The sequence below is a fragment of the Bacillus yunxiaonensis genome (assembly GCF_037104695.1).
GTDB classification, from domain to species: Bacteria; Bacillota; Bacilli; order Bacillales; family Bacillaceae_G; genus Bacillus_A; species Bacillus_A yunxiaonensis.
Genome location: NZ_JBAWSV010000001.1, coordinates 842,242 through 859,486, shown reverse-complemented (window position 1 = coordinate 859,486; position 17,245 = coordinate 842,242). Strand labels below are relative to the sequence as shown.

Sequence of the window (17,245 nt, the reverse complement as noted above, 5' to 3'; positions counted from 1 at the left end):
TAATATTGGAGCTATTATATTTTTAAGAAAGAATACTTCAAGATTGAGCGAAAGATGGTTTTGAGATAAATTGACTTTTTGTCGGATAGTGAAGCAGTAACGAGTGAGGTAGTGAATAAAATGTTAATAGAATAACAGAAGAATAGGAGAAGACTTTATGTATTTAAAAAGTTTAAAAATCTACAACTTTAGAAAATTCGGAATGGATAACAATAAGATAGAATTTGTTGATGCTAAAAGTTTTCAAGAACAAAGAAGTGAAAAGGAGATAAACATTGCTCCCACAACTACTTTAATTGTAGGAAAGAATAACTGTGGAAAAACAACTATTATTAAAGCGTTAGATAATCTTATTAATAATAAAGACGCTTTTAAAGCAAATGATTTTAATTTTTTATACTTAAAAAAACTACTAGATCAGTATGAACAAGCAATTCTAAAGTTAGATGATGAATCAAAAGAGAGAATTGAAACACCGTATCTTCAATTTAACATAGGTATTGGAATTGAAGATAATAGCAATGATTTAGTTACCAATCTGGTTCGTTTTATGAAATTAGATGATATTAATAATTCTGAATTAGAAATTGGTATAAAAGTAGAACTGGAAAATGAAGAAGTCTTTATTAGAGATGTGAAAAAACTATTAGAGAAAAATCACAATTCAAGTATTCGGTTTAGTGGGTTTTTGGAATTGATAAACAATTCTGTCTTTAAAACGAACTACTATAATGCAGATAATGATAAAATAGATAATTTTAACATAAAAAATTTAATTGAATTGAGACCAATTAAAGCAAATAACATTGAAAGTGAAAAATGTCTTTCAAAAGCTTTTAGTAAAATAATTGAATATCGTTACAAATCCTTATTTGGAGAAGAAGGCAATGACCTTAATTCGAAAATAAGTGATATTAATGAAGAACTTACTAAATTAATTAGTGAAAAACATACACATAGTATAAACGAATCTTTAGGAGAAATTGAATCAAACGAAAAACTTAAAGTACTTTTAAGGGCAGATTTGACCTTTCAAAAGGTGATGAATAATTTAATCAAATATGAATATGTCGAACGTGATATGAACATACCTGAGAATCAATTTGGTTTAGGCTATACAAATTTGATGATGATAATAGCAGATTTAATTGATTATATGGAAAAATACCCAGAAAACTCATTTAACAGTAAAGTTAATGTAATTTCAATTGAAGAGCCTGAAACATTTATGCACCCACAAATGCAGGAGTTATTTATAAAAAATATAAATGAAGCAATTGCTTCTTTATTAAAAAGTAAAAATAAGAACGTAAATAGTCAGTTGGTAATTACAACACACTCGTCACATATACTGAACAGTAAAATACATAGTGGCAATACTTTTAACAATATAAATTACGTTACCATAAAAAATCATCATACTCATGTAGTGAATTTGCATGATGATATAATCATCCCTAAAAGTGAAACCAATACTCATAAAAGAGAGGATGATCTTAAATTTCTAAAAAAGCATGTTAAGTATAAAGTTTCTGAATTGTTCTTTTCAGATGCCATTATTTTTGTTGAAGGTGTGACGGAAGAAACGCTTCTTAAATATTATATTGATAGTAATGATAAGCTCAATAAATACTATATATCAGTTTTCAATATTGATGGAGCTCATGGAATAGTTTATCACGATTTAATTAAAGCCCTAAAAGTACCAGCTTTAATAATTACAGATTTAGATATAAAAAGAGCTGACAAAGAAAAGGAAAGTTTTAAACAAATCTCTGGCTTAAAAGACAGGTTAACAACTAATGAAACAATTAAAAAGTATAATGGTGGTTCTGATAGGCTAGAGGAACTACAACATGAGAAGTTTGAAATCGAGAATGTGTATATTGCATATCAGGGTAAAATTAAAGGATATTATGCAACAAGCTTTGAAGAGGCATTTATCTTAACCAATTACGAAAATGAACTTTTAAATAGTGTACTAGAAAAAATGAAACCTAAGATTTATGAAGACATTACAGGTGAAAATAAAAATTTAAATAATATTAAGGAAAATTCGTATAAGTTTCAAAGAAAGTTATCAAATAATAAAAGCGATTTTGCTAATGAGCTACTCTACAAGTTTATAATTGAAACTGAAGAGACAAGAATTCCTTCCCTGCCACAATATATTGATAGTGGACTTTCATGGTTAACCAAAAAATTAGAAGGGGAGAAATAAGAATGAGTTTATCTAAAATACTTCTATCTAATAGAGAAGAAGAGCAAAAGTCATTAAATGCAATTTTTAATTCTATTGATAAAAGTGAAAGTATCATTTTTAATGCTGGTGCTGGTGCTGGAAAAACATATGCTCTTATTGAAAGTTTGAAATATGTAATAAGAAATTATGAGAAGAACTTAAAAAAACATAATCAACAAATTATTTGTATCACATATACGAATGTTGCAACTAAAGAAGTAAAAGAGAGACTAGGAAACACAGATTTAGTATTAGTGTCTACAATACATGAAAGAATTTGGGAACTTATTAAAGAGTATCAAAAAGAATTAGTTGAGATACATAAAGAAAAATTGGAAGATGAAATTTCAAATTTAAAACAAAAATTAAAAATAGGTAAAGAATACGAGAAATACCAAGAATTAGAAGATGGTTTAAAGGGGAAGTTTGAAAAAATAATGATTGAGAATAAAGAATTATTCTTTCAAAATTATAGTGTTACAGCAGCAGAGTTAAAAAAAGTATTTAAAACAATCTTAAATGATTACTCTGATATACTAAAAAATGTTAGCCATTTTAGAAAACTAGTAAATACTATTTACAAATTAGATAGGTATAGCAAATGCCATGAAAATATAATCTCAAATAAAAAAGGGTATAAATCTGTAGAGTACAATTCGATTTATAATAGCGATCAGCTTCATAAAATGCGAATAAGCCACGATACTTTGTTAGATTATGGTTTGAAAATAATTGAGAAATATGACCTGTTAAAGCAGATAATCATTGATAAATATCCTTTTGTTTTTATTGATGAGTATCAGGATACCGATGAAAAAGTTGTGTTAATAATGAGTTATTTAGAGCAATATGCAAAAAAAATTGGTCATAACATTTTTATAGGTTATTTTGGTGATACTGCTCAAAATATTTATGATGGTGGAGTAGGAAGTAAAATAACAAAAATTCACTCAGGTTTAAACCCAATAAATAAAGTGTTTAATAGAAGATCTACAAAAGAAGTCATTGAGGTTATAAATAAAATTAGAAATGATAACATCCAGCAAATATCAATTTATGATGATTGTGAAGGTGGTAGTGTAAAGTTTTATAAAGGGACTTCAGATAATGTTAAGGACTTGCTAGATAAGTATATACATGAATGGAAAATAACTACGAAAAATCAACTACATTGTCTAGTTTTAACTAATAAGATTGTTGCAGAATATAGTGGTTTTAAAAACATATATGAAGCTTTTAAAGAAACAGATAAATATAAAGGTATTAATTATAATCAACTTAATACGGAGCTTTTTAGTAATGATTTGTCTAAGCTTGGTGAAATCCCTAAGTTATTATTTAATATAGTTAGGTTACAAAATAATCTTTTAAATAAAACGACTTCAGTTATTGATATTTCGCCTAAAGAAAGTTTATTTGATGATATGAGTATAGAAGGTTTGAAAAAGTTAATTAAATCATTAAAAGAACACAAAGGGAAAACATTAGGAGAATATATAGAATCAATATCAACTGTCTATTCTCAAGTTAATGATGAGAATTATAAAAAAATAATAGATTGGACTTTTGGTTTTGAAAATATCACATTCGAACTATTTAAAAATTATCTTATAGGAAAGTTATTCAACAATATATCAGATGATGATATTGATCATGCAAACGTAACTATACAAAAAATACTAGAAGTTGATATTGCTGAGTATGACTTGTGGTATAAATTTATTATAGATAAACAGGAAGAGAAGGTCATTTATCATACCTATCATGGTACAAAGGGTCGCGAATTTGACAATGTTATTATTATTATGGAAAATGCCTTTGGAAGAAATCGAGATTATTTTAATTTCTTTTTTGAAAATTCCTTGCATTCAGATGTATTGGAAGGTGAGGGGGAGCGAAATTTGGAAAAAATAAAGAATTTGTTATATGTTTCTTGCTCTAGAGCTATTAAGAATTTAAGAGTTATATATATTGATGATGTTACCAATTTTGAAATTGGAATTAAGGAAATATTTGGGGAGGTATATCTTTTTGGTAATAATTGAATGAAGATATTTTTCATGAATAAAAAAAGTTGTGTTGATGGGAATCGTCATAAAAAACACTCTTAATCTTTTTACAAAGAAACATCTCACTCGTTAGGTTTAATTATTAAATTTATGTATTATTTTATTATTCAAAATCTTATTTTTGCTATTGGTTAGCCGCTCATAATATTTAATTATGAGCGGTTTTATAACATCTGAGCAAAAGTTTTAAAAATGAAAATCGAGGACTAGGTTTATTATTTAAGAGGATGCCTACATGTAATTTTAGGTGCAGAAAAAATAATTACAGTATTATAAGTAATAGAAATATTTCAGTTTGTTAAGCTTCTCTAAGAAAAATTTGTTCTTTGATATAGAATATAATTGGATTATCTAGTTCATCATTAGTTATTTTGTACAAGTAGACACTCTAGATCAGGTGCATAAGCATAATCATGAAAAGGATGACGAGTTGGTTCTTGAATTTTATAATTAGAGGTTAATGATTTAGTTATCATTTCATTCCCTCTAAATACTGTTTTGTTTTGGTGTTCATTTACTTGATAAACAATTTTTTCGATTAGACCTGTTTTTTTATCAAACTCAATTTGTATTACTTTGTATATTTGACCAAATATTTTTATTTTCGGTTGTTTCATTATGTCCACTCCTCTCAAAATTAGCACATAAAATTCCTATTTCGTCAAACTATTCATTTAGCTATTCCAAAATATTCCCTGCCTCATAGGCTCTACAAGAAGTTTTATATTTGTAGGCTTCTATATCTCAATTTCAATTTTTGTTTGCATATTTTTTGAACTATTTCAGTTTTAATAAGTTAGTCAAAATTTTTAGAGATTATACTGATTAATTAACTCCCAAACACTACACCAATCAAAGAAGCGTTTTTAAATTCCTCCTTCTTTTCCTTTCTGTACAAATTGAATCTAATACAACACTATTAAGGGATTTTTTAAAACATTCCAATTTCAATCTAGAAGAGATAACATTGTAAATTTATTTACACTGCATATTTATGATATTTGGTGTGTTGTAGGTTGTTTTAAAATAAGAAGCAGGGACCATTGTTTTTTGCTTCTATTTAGGATGAATAGATGTGAATATTATTTTCATTATGGAAAACTTAAGGACAATCAAATGTAATATCCTCTTGATTGCTCTTCATAATAGAGTTAGAACAACCACTAACATTAGGAACATATATACAGCCAAATAAAATTCTCTACAAAGAGTATTTGTTAGAGCGATTTTTAGAAGATAAAATGACGAAGGTAAAGAAACAAACTTTAAATACATACAAATGGAAGTAGATTATTGGTAATATAAGGGAATTTGCAATTAAACAATTTTCATTTGTAAATCTCAACTAAGGTGGTTTAAATTAAAATTATAATATAGTTAGATGTATGGATTTTTTATAGAAAGGAGACTGGAAAAAGAGTATGGTTCCTGAACTTGATCCTAAGATAATATATGACTTCAGAAGAAAGGTCCATGAACAGAACGAGTTTGTAAGACTTTATTTTGTTGATTATAAAGCCAAAAATAATATAGAAGGAAAGGATATTTGGAGTAAGATTTGCTCCTGTTTGGACTGGTTAACTGTTTCAGTGGAAGGAATAGAGAAACCTGAAAAGAATTCAAACATGAATCTTGTCTCCCTTAAATTTACTCATTTCTTAGTTACTATTGATATGGTAGTCGAAGCGGTTAATCATTTATGGCTAGCTATAGGACAGGCTACTAATGTCAAACAACCATATATTGACGACCAAAGTATTTTTAACGCAAGAGAATTCAATAGAAATAATACAGACGAGAAGTATTTTAAGGAGATACGCTCTTGGTTTGGTGTTCATGCTGTAAATGGTAATGAGGTTGAACTTAAAGGATTTAGTAAGGGAGTTCGTTTTTTTAGTAGTTGGTCATCTAATAGGTTTAACGAGGAAGAATTTTATATTAGACTTTACTCCAACAATGGAAGAGCTGAAGAAAAATACGGTGGCACCAAAAAGGTTAAAGTTGATGATCTTATGAAATTCGTGGTGCTGCGATATAACACCTTAACAAAGCTTATGGACGAGATTGATTGTCTTTATTTCAAAGAAAAAAAGAGACTGCAAAATACCCCAATATAACATGACCCTGATGACACTGAGCTTAACCAATTGCAACAACTATATCAACAAGCTAAGGAAAGAAAATTAACCGAAGAAAACTATAAATATGCCATACAAGACTACCTATCTTTCTTATCATGTAATCTGAACGAATATAAGGAAACGAATTAGCAACGCTTATATTTGAAACTATTTTAAATAGTGAATGTATTGTTAAAAGAAGTTTAGGAAAATCTCTTATAATTGAATCAAATTTAGAGACAATTGATCAGTTTGAAACAGAATTACAAGAAATGATTAATAAGAAAAAACAGTTTAAGTATGAGCAGTTAGATTACTTTGTTTATACCATTCAAAGAACAGAAAACTCTCTTGAGTTACATCAAGAAATCGCTCAATTTCTAGGTGTGAATAAATGGGAGCTGAATAAAATCTATGCAACGCAAAAAGGTGACTATGTTCGTTCAAAGTCAGAAGTAATTATTGCGAACATGCTGTTTGCTTCGGGTATTGAATATGACTATGAAAAAGAGCTTATTATATCAAATGGCAAAAAAATATATCCTGATTTTACGTTATATAAAAATGATGAAATTTATTACTTAGAACATGTAGGAATGCTACATAATCAGCAATATGCAGAAAGATGGTTAACAAAAAAGAATTTATATGATCACCAATATCCATCACAGTTATTGGTGACATATGAAACACCTAATTTGTCGAATGATATTGAGACTATAACTAATAAATTTAAGTAATGATTTTTTAAATTTTAAACAAGATAAATAATACTCGAAAGTGATAAAGGGGAAAAAAGAAAAAATTGATTTTTTAAGATCCCCTGCTTTTTTGGTATAAAGCATAGGTGGTCAGCCTCTCTGTTATCGTTGACCAAAAAGAGTTATTGACCAAATCTTGACCAGCAAGCAAAAAAATCCAGTTATTAACAATAAGTATTGGTTTGTTACATAACAAAAACCCTTGCGCTGCAAGGGTTTTCTCTTATGATCCCGACTGGATTCGAACCAGCGACCTCCACCCTGTCAAGGTGGCGCTCTCCCTGCTGAGCTACGGGGCAAACGTTGATTTAAAGGCATTTTCATGGATTTATGTAAGTGAAATTCTATTAAAAAAGCAGTGGTTATTGTAAGTTCTGTGACCATTTGTGACCACAAATTTATGTTCTTAACTGGCTGTATAATGGTAAAGGGAATGGGGTGACTCATTCCTTTTTTGTGTAGAGGGGCGATAGTTTTCACAATCAGAGGGGGACTTGCAGAGAGAATAAGCATAGGTTGGTTCAGACACATGGTATGGAAATGTTGAGTGTCCGAGAAGAAATATGAGAGCGTGAAGCCGAAATAGAAATAGAACCTTATGAATTAGGATTCTTGAAAGAGGAAGTTATGAACAATGGTACGAATTAGAATCTTACATTTTGTAAGTTATGGATTAAAAATATGATATATTAATATAGGAAATTTAAGGGGAATCGCGATAAAAGCTTTGAAATCTATGAAATTGAAAAAGAGATGAGCGCTTATGAGTTAGATTTCTTGAAGGAAGAGGTGATGCCATCATAATTTAATTGGGAAAGCAATCCAGAGTAAAGATTGAGGAAGTGAATACGTAATGAGTTTAGTATTAGCCTTTTTAATAGCTTGCTTGCTCGTTTGGATTCTGAAAGGGAACGCCAAGGAGGATGCGAAAGAAGCAAGAAATGAATTGGGACGAAAAATATTGTTGTGGGCATTGTTTTGGGTTGTCGCTATCTTGATACTTATATCAGTGGTGGCTGTACATGATTCTAATGTGCAACAAGTTCAAGAAGATAACTCATCATATTATACTCATAACAACACTCGTGATGATACTTCTGACGACAATGCTAATGACCCTTATGACAACAAGTATGATTGTGAAAAAGATATGAGCGGAGTTTGGGTAGACAATCACTGTATCCGTGAACCAATGCCCAAGGTACAGGATAAAGGAGGGTTTATAGCACTAGAGGCAGGGGAATATGTCGTAGGAGAAGATTTCCCTGCAGGAGACTACCAATTGATTACTGCAGGTCGAGAAGGTAATTTCTTCGCATCCAACCCTAGTGGGGAAACTACTGCAGATATGTTTTTAGAGAGCCATGTATTTAACGACTGGTCTTGCTCTAATGGGGATAAAATCAAGACTCAAGTAGCTGTAAGACTAGTAAGGTACTAGCAGTCGCCAAATCGAGTAATAGGAGGAAGAGTAATGACTAGAAAAATAGGCATATACGTGACTACAGACAAAAACAACCCAAACATAACTAAAAGTATTAGCATTAATTTAGCGCCTAGCAGACGGAGAAGAGGAAGAGTATCGAGAAAAAGAAGCACGATGAGCGATACAGGGGAGACTATATTAGGATTCCTGTCATTGCTCTTCATATGGATTCCTCTACTATTGCTTCTAATATGGACATTCCCTAAATTCTTTGCAATGGTAGGGATTGCTCTTGCTACATGGATTGCATACAAGATTGGTTTAAAAATCTATTCAAGAAGATGGGATGGTAGATAAATGAATGACCAAATGAAAAAGACTATCGTAGCAAAATATTGGGCTAAGGATAGGATGATGAGAACCATACTAAGTAGAGCCTGTAGTATGTGTGTAATACTCCAAATCAAAGTAGGATAAGAGGTAAACGAAAAGTTAAAGTTTGAAATTGAGATGCTATATAATACAAAAGTTTGCTTATGCTATGGTAATTGGAAGACGTATGTATTTCCCTTGTAAATAAAAAAGACTACGAATAATAAATTTATCCATAGTCTTTTATTATTTTTATATTATTGCAAAATAGTATGAGTATCTGAATATCAATGATTAATTGAATGGAAACCTTATAGTACAAACAATAGGGTCGTATTATTTAATTCTTTTTGGTCACAAATGTACTCAAATCACAACTTCCTCGCAATCCGCTCTACAACCTTCTCCAGCTCATCGGGCTTCAAAAACTCAATAGGGGAGAACCCTTTTTCAAACGTAAGCGTATCTGCCTCAATCATCAATACATATTTATCATTAACTTTCGCGATATGAATCTGGTCTCCAAAATCCGCAAGCAATGCCTTCACAGAAATATGGTCTGCTTTTAGCTTTAATTCTATCTCAGGAGTATGCTCCACAATTTGCGCCGTAGCTTCCATTACTTCTTCCGTTGTGAAATGTTCCATAATTTCACGCTTTGGACTCGCTGCCCATACTTCCATTGCTTGGTCAAATTGTTCCCGTTCTTCTGTACCTTCTTCAAATACATCTTCAATTTGGTCGTATACCATATCCATTACTTGTGTTTTCATAATTTCTGGCATGGAACGTTCGTACTCTACGAATTTTAAGAAGTCTTCGAAGTAGCGGGCGTGTGATGCTTGGTGGATTTTTAGTTCGCCAACTTCTACGATGCCTTCTTCTGGCATGTATGGGTATTGAATCGACTTCATGTTTTTCGTTGTGATTGCCATTTCGACGTTTCGGATTAGTGTTGCTTCATCAGAGATAGAAGCGACTTTTGGCTCGAAGTCACATTTCATCACAAAGACGAACGGATCGTCGAAGTATTTGCGAAGCTTTGCTTGAGCAACGAGAAATACACCGCCCCGTACAGCGCTTGTATCAATATATGTATAAACGAGCGGTTCGTTTACATCCTTGAATGTTTCTTTCGTTTCTGCAAAGCGGATGCGGTTAAATAGGTTGTAGTTCGGATTTGAATCTAGTTCATGTCCAACTTCAACGATAAAGCGGCCGATTTTTGTTGGTACTTGTTCGCTTTTGGGATGACGGTCTACTTTTCGTTTTGAGATTTTTAATAATTCACCGTCTAGAAAGTCTTTTAGCGGACTGTCTTCGTATTCTTCTGTATCTAACGTTTGAAAATGTTTATAGCGTTTATCTGCCTGTTCACCTTGTCCGTCTACTTGTACGACGTAAAAGGAGAGAAAATTGATTTCAAAATCCATGATTATCACCTTGTTTCGTTTCGTTAACTCTTTTCAGTATAGAGATGGAGAAAACATTCGTCAATTTAAGAAGGAGAGGAGAGGTCCTTTCTTTCTTAGTTTTTTGTTTTACATGTTAAAATTCATTTTCGTATGCTGTAAATGGAAGGTTTAATTTGTTTTCAACAACGCGTAGACATTGAATTAGTCTATGTAAGCGGCGTGATTGACGTTCTATAACTTGTTGAAGTTGGTTTACTTCTCTAGCGCATTTACACGGCCGCCACTACCTGGAAATAAGGTGGAGGGCTTACTTCTGGGAATAGCGGGATAAATTGGTTGAACCTATCATACTGTATATACGGGAGAGGATGGCCGACATGGTGGAAACCCATTATGACAGGGTACCTTTTCCTTCCGTATGGCTATTATAACGTTTTTCCTTAAAATGAGTCGTTATTCATTAGAAATATACGTACTATTAATATAGTAAAATATTGATGGATAAAAATTGTCTCCAATGCGCCCGTTGGTATATAATGGATAGAAAAGGTGGGTAAAATTTTTAATAAAGTTAAAGATTTTTTTAGTAAATATATGTAGACATTTAAGAAAGAAAAGAGTAATTTAAAGTATGACAGAAATGTAACGATAATGTAATAAAAGTAATATTGGGGAATAATGTGATCATACATAGACTTGTTTGAATTGGAAATAGAAAAAGATAGAGAATAAAAGGAGAGAGTAGATTGTTACATAAGGTTCGAGGATTGATTTTAGGGGCACTATGTATAGGTGTAGTTAGCGGATGTAGTCCGAAGGCTAGCGAGGTTACATTAGTGAGTGGTGCAAGTGGAAATGTTGCACAAGCTAAAGAAGAAGTAAATAAAAGTATAAGTTTAGTAGATGGAAGAAGTGGAAAAGAAGTAAAAAAAATCGATTTAGCAAGTTTAGGCTATTTTGAAGATGAGAAGAAATTTAAAAAGGAAGTTACTAAGGTTGTTAGCGAAATTGGGAAGAACATCGATACAAAGATGGTTCCTTCTCGTATGACAAGTGATGGTAAATGGATAGAAGGAAACCCCTCTTATGAATTAATGGAAAAAGAGTTAATAGATCAATTGACGAATGTAGGGTTGTGGGATTCTTCTTATCAGCTGCCGATTGTGGAGAAAAAGCCTGTAGCAAAACCAGAAGATGGAAGTGGCAGCGGAGCAGTTTTAGGAAGATATGAAACGAATTTAGGAGGGTCTACTGGAGGTAGAATAGAAAATATTCGTTTGTCTGCAAGTACTGTCAATGGAGTTATATTAGGAAAGGGAGATAGATTTTCCTTCAACGCGTTAGTAGGTGATACAACACCTGATAAAGGGTACCAATTAGGAAAAGAGATTGTAGATGGTAAATTAGTAGATGGATATGGCGGTGGTGTATGCCAAACTTCTTCTACGCTGTTTAATGCTGCAGATCAAGCAGGATTAACAATGGTAGAGAGATCAACACATTCCAAACAGGTAGGCTATGTACCTAAAGGCAGAGATGCAACGATTGCATATCCTTATTTAGATTTAGTATTTGAAAATCAAAATGATACCCCAGTTAAGCTTGTGATGTATATAGAAGGTCAGAAATTGGTCGCAGAGATACGTGCTGTAAGATAAAGTGAAACTTCCATTAGTGGGGGGCTTATTGCCCGCGAATAGCGGATTGTAATGAATAACAAAAAAGGTGCTTCTTATGTAAGCACCTTTTTTATTATGTAATTTATTGATGTTTTGTATAGTTTAGATCCCAAATTACACCGAAGCAATCTTTTACTTTTGCGAACTTTGCCCCCCAGAAAGTATCTAGTAGTTCCATAAGTACAGACCCTTTTTCGATTAGTGCACTGTAAATCTTTTAAATTTCATCTTCGTTATCTAATTCAAGAGCAAGAGAAACAAGATTTCAGTACTAAGCTGAAATCTTGTTTGTTCGTACATATCGTATTATTCGCCAAATATTTGTTTGAAATGATGGTTCATATGGTCAATATAATCAGTAACTAGCCATTCCAATGTTACTATGTTTTGATCTTCTGTTTTACACGGAAGCTGCCATTGTTTTTCTGTAACATTGGTTAGAAGTTTTAAGATTCGTTTGTTTAATGAAATCCATAAATGTAGTATTTCTTCGGTTGAAAATGTATGCTGATAATTATGTACTTGCATCCATAAATCTTGATTATAGCCATGTATTGTAATAGGTTCTTTAGAAATGAGAATATCAACAAAACGTTTATGATTCACACTCGCAGAATCACATAGGTGACTTAATATTTCCTTTTTAGACCATTTAGATGGATTGGGTTTGTAATCCGCATTAGAAAGAGAGTCAAACTTAGAGGGGACAGTATAAACAATACTCTCTAATTCAGACGCTAATGTAGGCATGGGAGTTCCTCCTGTTTAAAGATTTTCATATGAATATATCGTTACTTCATATGTTATAGTTCAATCCAATATCTTTTTATAACATTCCCATCTTCTTCAATGTAGTTTGAATCAGGTATGCCGCCATTTTTAATAATGGTTTTTTCAGAACCGACATTATTCTCATCACAGACAACAAGAGCTTTTTGAATGCCTAACCCTTTCGTTTTTTCTAATGCTAAAGCTAACAGAGTAGTAGCGTATCCTTTTTGTCTTTCAGAAGGGCGAATACCATAACCAATATGTCCGCCACAATTCAATAATTTTTCTGTTAATTGGTGGCGTATATTCACAGCACCAACAATTTTTTTATTTTCTGTAACCAGCCAATAAGTAGAATCGGGTACCCAGCCTTCAGGGATATTTTTACCTTTCTCTGAATCTAGTAGAAACTGAATCATTCCATGAAAGTCTGAAGGGTCTTTACTAATGACCCATGGTACCATATCCTCGCTGCTATCTTTCCATTCTTGATAGAAATCTAAGTATTCGTTTTGTAATGTAAGTGTAGGTTTAACTAATGAAACATTCATTTTTATACCCCTTTATAAAGAATATTTATAATATTAACATAAATGTAGTGCTATTTATATTATGAATTTTTAAGGATGGTAGTTTTCTTTTTGTTTTTTTGATATATAGATGATTGTTTTTTGCGGCAATAAATAGTGAGGGAATTATAGAATATATCAAAAACGGAGAAGCGAAAGAGGTATATGATCAATTTTTGCAGTATATCATTACTAGGTTAGTCAATATTGCACATATATTGAATTCAGAACTCATTATTAGAGGCAGAATTACTGAATTAGGTGAGACGTTTTTAAAACAAATTCAAGGGCGATATCAACAAACATATACTAAGGAAAAACTTACGGAGTTACATAACGATACTGGGGGGATGGAGCTTGTTAATTGGCAGTGGAGTCATGGAAGAAAGAAATCAAGATAATAATTGAAAAAGCTTTTTATAGAAAGCAGAATACTCCTTTCACAAAAACAGCCATCTTCATTAAAAAACGATGATGGCTGTTTTTGTTTGTTAAATTTTATTCCTCACTAACGGGTAGTAAGATTCTGATTGGTTTAACTGACCATCAGTGGGGGATGGGATCAAGAAAATCCTATTGATGGAAGTTTCACTTTATCGAAATGATCCTTTGAGATAGGTAATTTTGTATTTTTTGATTTTGTAATTTAAATTTTGCCTTGGAATTCCTAATTGTTCACTTGCTTTGGTAATATTTCCTTGGGATTCATGTATTGCTTGTTCAATCATGACTCGTTCAAGATGCTCAATTTGTTCCGGCAGGCTTTTGAAAAGAATTGAATGCTCTTGAACGGATGATTGATTGACTTGTTGAATCATTTTGTTTTTAAAAGTAGGAGAAAGATGTTCAAATGAAATGGCGCTCTCATCGTAAATCAAGTTTAAAGCTCCCTCCAGCGAATGCTCCAATTGTCTAACATTACCTGGCCATTGATAGTTCATGAAAAATTGATAAACATCTTCATCGACCTCTGTGACGTTAACGCCTAAGGAAGTAGAATGTTTGTTGATGAAATACTCTATTAAAGTAGGTATATCTTCTTTTCTATTTCGTAAGGGAGGAATTACAATATTTACTACCGCTAACCGATAATAAAGATCTTCTCGCAGTTTCCCATTGGCTATAGCCTCAAGAGGATCTTCATTAATTGTAGTAATAACTCGTACATCGATATCTAAAACCTTAGATGAACCTAAGCGTTGAAGTTTTCTTTCTTGTAAAACACGAAGTAACTTTGCTTGAAGGTTCGTTCCCATAGAATTAATCTCATCAAGCAATAGCGTTCCTCCGTGGGCTTCTTCAAATAGTCCTGCTCTATCTGTTGCTCCGGTAAAGCTCCCTACACTTGTTCCAAATAACAATCCTTCAAGCAATGACTCAGGTAATGCTGCGCAATTTTGGGCTATAAAGGGCTTGTTTTTCCGCGGGCTTTCATTATGAATGCTTTGAGCAAATAATTCTTTTCCCGTACCAGTTTCACCGAAGATCAAGACGTTTGAATTAGACCGTGCAGCCCTTCTTGCTTGTTCAACCGTCTGTCTCAATTGTTTGCTAGAAAATATAATGTTATCAAATTGGAATCTTGTATTGTTTTTTCGAGCTAACATAGAATCGGAAGGAGCAGAACTTCCTTTTGTTTGTTTTTGTAATTGAAAAATTGTTTCAGTTAATTGTTTTTGCTTTGTAATATCAGTTGCAATTTCTAAAGCTCCCACTTTTTTATTCCCTAGAAATAAAGGAACGGTTTTTGAAAGAGTTGTGACCGATTTTCCATTGGTAGTAAAATGATTTTCTCGATGGCTGAGTGTTTTCCCTGTGTTCAGAGCCGTAAGAAGGGTGCTAGAATTTTCTTCCATTGGCCATATATCTAATATTCTTTTATTTCGTACTGATGCAGGTTCAACAGTATCGATTTCTCCCATTTTTCGATTGTAAAATATAATTTTTCCTTGTTGATTGATTGCCGTGATTCCTTCTTCAAGTTGATCTAATATTACTTCGTATAAATGCCTTGTTTCATTCATTTGTTGAAGTTGATATTGTAATTGTTGAATCTGGGTATTGTCTTTGAGGTTAAGAAGGTAGTAGACAGTTTCAGAATCGATTTGGATAACTGAAGTATTTACAATTAACTGCCGGGTACCAAGAGAAAGTGTGATACCTGTTTTATCTTTTTTGAATTGAAAACTTTTTTTCAATTCCTCTGAAGGGAACATTTCATGGATAGAAGTTCCGATTATGTTACTTGGACTTGATGAAAATAAACGTGCGGCAGATCGGTTTAAAGAATGGATTTCTCCTTGCTTACCAGTGAGAATCATACAATCAAAACTGGAATTCCAAACCTTATGTAAGGGAAGAAAGGAAAAATCAGTCATTGCGTTCACCACCTTTATAAATATTCAATAGAATAGAGAAAATATAAATAATCTGAATGTTTATAATTATACCAAAAATTGATAATCTGATTCTTAAAAATTTTTTTGTTGGTGGTCATAGAAAAATATTTTTCGATGAATATTTTTCATTTGGAGAATATTTTTCGTATTTTTATTTTAAAAATTCTGATAAATATTGATATAATTAGTATTTTTTATTTGGCATGAATGTTGCATAGAGAATAATTAAAAAATTAGAGGAGGTTATTTATGAATAAAGTATCTTTACAACATATTCATGCTATTGATGTACATGCGCATCCTTTTGTCGCTAATCAAGAACCTTATACAGTAGAGGAGTTCGTTAGGAAACTATCTTTATCTGTTATACCTACCCGTGCGACAAACAACTATATGCAAAATAAGAATCAACCTTTTCCGGGAATTAATATGTGGGTTCAGATTTTGATTCAACGACTTGCAAAATATTTTTCATGTGAGCCTAACCTGGTGGAAGTAGTAAATAACAGAAATAAATATGCTGGTGATTTTAGGAGATATACAAGGAATTTGTTTCAGGACGCTAAGATTACTGGAGTTGTAACTGATTTTGGATATCCAATGCCAATGTTAAATAAAGATGAGTTTGCAGATTTGTGTGGGTCAAAAATATGGGAAATTCATAGAATTGAACCTGTTATGGTTCATTTACGCAAAGAATGTGATCGTTTTGAGGAATTTAGTGAAAGGTACCGTATAGATTTAAGACAAGCTTTGCAGAAATCTGATGTTATCGGTTTAAAATCAATTATTGCTTATAGAAGTGGGCTGGAAATCTCAGAGATGAATGAACAGATGGCTCGGGATCAATACGAAGAATTTCAAACGAACGACCGAGCAGAAGTGAAAGCTTTTCGTGACTATTGCCTTCATATTGCGATGGAAGAATGTACAGCCGCAGATAAGGTTATGCATATCCATACTGGTATTGGAGATGGAGAAGTTGTTTTGCCGAAAGCGAGTCCGAGTTTTTTAATAAACATGCTTAGGGATAAAAAATACATCGATACTAAGGTTCACCTTGTTCATGGGGGATATCCTTGGGTTGAGGAAGCGGCTTTTATTGTAAGTATTCTCCCAAATGTTTATATGGATATTTCGTTGCAAAATCCTTTCGCAGGTCATGGAGTTGAACGAATCCTTTCGCAAGTGTTTGAATTTGCTCCTTTCGATAAGGTCATGTATGGGTCAGATGCTTTTACTGTGCCTGAAATGAATTGGTTTGGAGTGCATTTATTTAAGGAATGTTTTGAGAAAGTTTTAAATAATTGGGTTGATTCTGATTATATGAATGTAGAGACAGCCCAATGGATTGGCGAAATGGTTTTGTTTAGAAATTTTGAAAGGGTTTATAAAAAGAATCTGCAATTGAATATTTGATAG

14 protein-coding genes, 1 tRNA gene and 1 pseudogene are annotated in these 17,245 nt (G+C 32.1%); 9 read left to right on the top strand and 7 right to left on the bottom strand.

Annotated features, from left to right (window positions below; all coding sequences use genetic code 11):
* Positions 1-157: 157 nt before the first annotated feature.
* Positions 158-2,221 (top strand): Gabija anti-phage system endonuclease GajA, encoded by a 2,064-nt coding sequence (gene gajA / locus WAX78_RS04300; RefSeq protein WP_336481033.1) that lies wholly within the window; start codon positions 158-160, stop codon positions 2,219-2,221.
* 2 nt (positions 2,222-2,223) lie between these two features.
* A complete protein-coding gene (gajB, locus tag WAX78_RS04295) occupies positions 2,224-4,287 on the top strand; it encodes a Gabija anti-phage system protein GajB (protein ID WP_336481032.1) in 2,064 nt (687 codons plus the stop codon).
* 386 nt (positions 4,288-4,673) lie between these two features.
* Here gajB and WAX78_RS04290 read toward each other — a convergent pair whose 3' ends face one another.
* Entirely contained in the window at positions 4,674-4,928 is a 255-nt protein-coding gene (locus WAX78_RS04290) for a hypothetical protein (protein WP_336481030.1), read from the bottom strand.
* A gap of 804 nt (positions 4,929-5,732) precedes the next feature.
* Between WAX78_RS04290 and WAX78_RS04285 the strand changes: the two genes are divergently transcribed.
* Both WAX78_RS04285 and WAX78_RS04280 read left to right on the top strand, forming a co-directional pair.
* Positions 5,733-6,428, top strand: coding sequence for a hypothetical protein (locus tag WAX78_RS04285; protein WP_336481029.1), 696 nt, complete (start codon positions 5,733-5,735; stop codon positions 6,426-6,428).
* 275 nt (positions 6,429-6,703) lie between these two features.
* Positions 6,704-7,171: a hypothetical protein gene (locus tag WAX78_RS04280; protein ID WP_336481028.1), complete on the top strand. Its 468-nt coding sequence runs from the start codon at positions 6,704-6,706 to the stop codon at positions 7,169-7,171.
* Between the two features lie 250 nt (positions 7,172-7,421).
* On the opposite strand, the gene WAX78_RS04275 is transcribed toward WAX78_RS04280, so the two are convergent.
* A tRNA-Val gene (locus WAX78_RS04275) sits at positions 7,422-7,488 on the bottom strand.
* 557 nt (positions 7,489-8,045) lie between these two features.
* Between WAX78_RS04275 and WAX78_RS04270 the strand changes: the two genes are divergently transcribed.
* A complete protein-coding gene (locus WAX78_RS04270; RefSeq protein ID WP_336481027.1) occupies positions 8,046-8,633 on the top strand; it encodes a hypothetical protein in 588 nt (195 codons plus the stop codon).
* A gap of 33 nt (positions 8,634-8,666) precedes the next feature.
* Positions 8,667-8,975, top strand: a complete 309-nt coding sequence (locus WAX78_RS04265) for a hypothetical protein (RefSeq protein ID WP_336481026.1) — start codon at positions 8,667-8,669, stop codon at positions 8,973-8,975.
* A gap of 386 nt (positions 8,976-9,361) precedes the next feature.
* Here WAX78_RS04265 and WAX78_RS04260 read toward each other — a convergent pair whose 3' ends face one another.
* Positions 9,362-10,423 carry a DUF3900 domain-containing protein gene (locus tag WAX78_RS04260; protein ID WP_336481025.1) on the bottom strand — a complete coding sequence of 354 codons (1,062 nt, stop codon included), beginning with the start codon at positions 10,421-10,423 and terminating at the stop codon, positions 9,362-9,364.
* Between the two features lie 115 nt (positions 10,424-10,538).
* Positions 10,539-10,676 (bottom strand): annotated as a pseudogene (locus WAX78_RS04255) (hypothetical protein); the annotation flags it as partial.
* A 475-nt stretch (positions 10,677-11,151) separates the two neighbouring features.
* On the opposite strand from WAX78_RS04255, the gene WAX78_RS04250 reads away from it, so the two are divergent.
* Entirely contained in the window at positions 11,152-12,063 is a 912-nt protein-coding gene (locus tag WAX78_RS04250) for a VanW family protein (protein WP_336481024.1), read from the top strand.
* Between the two features lie 327 nt (positions 12,064-12,390).
* Here WAX78_RS04250 and WAX78_RS04245 read toward each other — a convergent pair whose 3' ends face one another.
* Positions 12,391-12,834 (bottom strand): DinB family protein, encoded by a 444-nt coding sequence (locus tag WAX78_RS04245; protein ID WP_336481023.1) that lies wholly within the window; start codon positions 12,832-12,834, stop codon positions 12,391-12,393.
* Positions 12,835-12,887: 53 nt separating this feature from the next.
* A complete protein-coding gene (locus WAX78_RS04240) occupies positions 12,888-13,406 on the bottom strand; it encodes a GNAT family N-acetyltransferase (protein WP_336481022.1) in 519 nt (172 codons plus the stop codon).
* 113 nt (positions 13,407-13,519) lie between these two features.
* On the opposite strand from WAX78_RS04240, the gene WAX78_RS04235 reads away from it, so the two are divergent.
* The gene (locus WAX78_RS04235; RefSeq protein ID WP_336481021.1) at positions 13,520-13,825 is read left to right on the top strand and encodes a hypothetical protein; all 306 of its coding nucleotides are present in this window, start codon (positions 13,520-13,522) and stop codon (positions 13,823-13,825) included.
* A 192-nt stretch (positions 13,826-14,017) separates the two neighbouring features.
* Here the strand turns inward: WAX78_RS04235 and WAX78_RS04230 are convergent, their stop codons facing one another.
* Positions 14,018-15,802, bottom strand: a complete 1,785-nt coding sequence (locus WAX78_RS04230; RefSeq protein ID WP_336481020.1) for a sigma 54-interacting transcriptional regulator — start codon at positions 15,800-15,802, stop codon at positions 14,018-14,020.
* 270 nt (positions 15,803-16,072) lie between these two features.
* On the opposite strand from WAX78_RS04230, the gene WAX78_RS04225 reads away from it, so the two are divergent.
* Positions 16,073-17,242, top strand: coding sequence for an amidohydrolase family protein (locus WAX78_RS04225; RefSeq protein WP_336481019.1), 1,170 nt, complete (start codon positions 16,073-16,075; stop codon positions 17,240-17,242).
* Positions 17,243-17,245 lie beyond the last annotated feature (3 nt).

What these genes read in the sequence shown, in the direction of transcription:
- WAX78_RS04240 (WP_336481022.1), bottom strand. Translation starts at nt 13,406, where the DNA reads ATGAATGTTTCATTAGTTAAACCTACACTTACATTACAAAACGAATAC.
- gajA (WP_336481033.1), top strand. Translation starts at nt 158, where the DNA reads ATGTATTTAAAAAGTTTAAAAATCTACAACTTTAGAAAATTCGGAATG.
- WAX78_RS04280 (WP_336481028.1), top strand. Translation starts at nt 6,704, where the DNA reads ATGATTAATAAGAAAAAACAGTTTAAGTATGAGCAGTTAGATTACTTT.
- WAX78_RS04285 (WP_336481029.1), top strand. Translation starts at nt 5,733, where the DNA reads ATGGTTCCTGAACTTGATCCTAAGATAATATATGACTTCAGAAGAAAG.
- WAX78_RS04245 (WP_336481023.1), bottom strand. Translation starts at nt 12,834, where the DNA reads ATGCCTACATTAGCGTCTGAATTAGAGAGTATTGTTTATACTGTCCCC.
- WAX78_RS04270 (WP_336481027.1), top strand. Translation starts at nt 8,046, where the DNA reads ATGAGTTTAGTATTAGCCTTTTTAATAGCTTGCTTGCTCGTTTGGATT.
- WAX78_RS04225 (WP_336481019.1), top strand. Translation starts at nt 16,073, where the DNA reads ATGAATAAAGTATCTTTACAACATATTCATGCTATTGATGTACATGCG.
- WAX78_RS04265 (WP_336481026.1), top strand. Translation starts at nt 8,667, where the DNA reads ATGACTAGAAAAATAGGCATATACGTGACTACAGACAAAAACAACCCA.
- WAX78_RS04260 (WP_336481025.1), bottom strand. Translation starts at nt 10,423, where the DNA reads ATGGATTTTGAAATCAATTTTCTCTCCTTTTACGTCGTACAAGTAGAC.
- WAX78_RS04230 (WP_336481020.1), bottom strand. Translation starts at nt 15,802, where the DNA reads ATGACTGATTTTTCCTTTCTTCCCTTACATAAGGTTTGGAATTCCAGT.
- gajB (WP_336481032.1), top strand. Translation starts at nt 2,224, where the DNA reads ATGAGTTTATCTAAAATACTTCTATCTAATAGAGAAGAAGAGCAAAAG.
- WAX78_RS04290 (WP_336481030.1), bottom strand. Translation starts at nt 4,928, where the DNA reads ATGAAACAACCGAAAATAAAAATATTTGGTCAAATATACAAAGTAATA.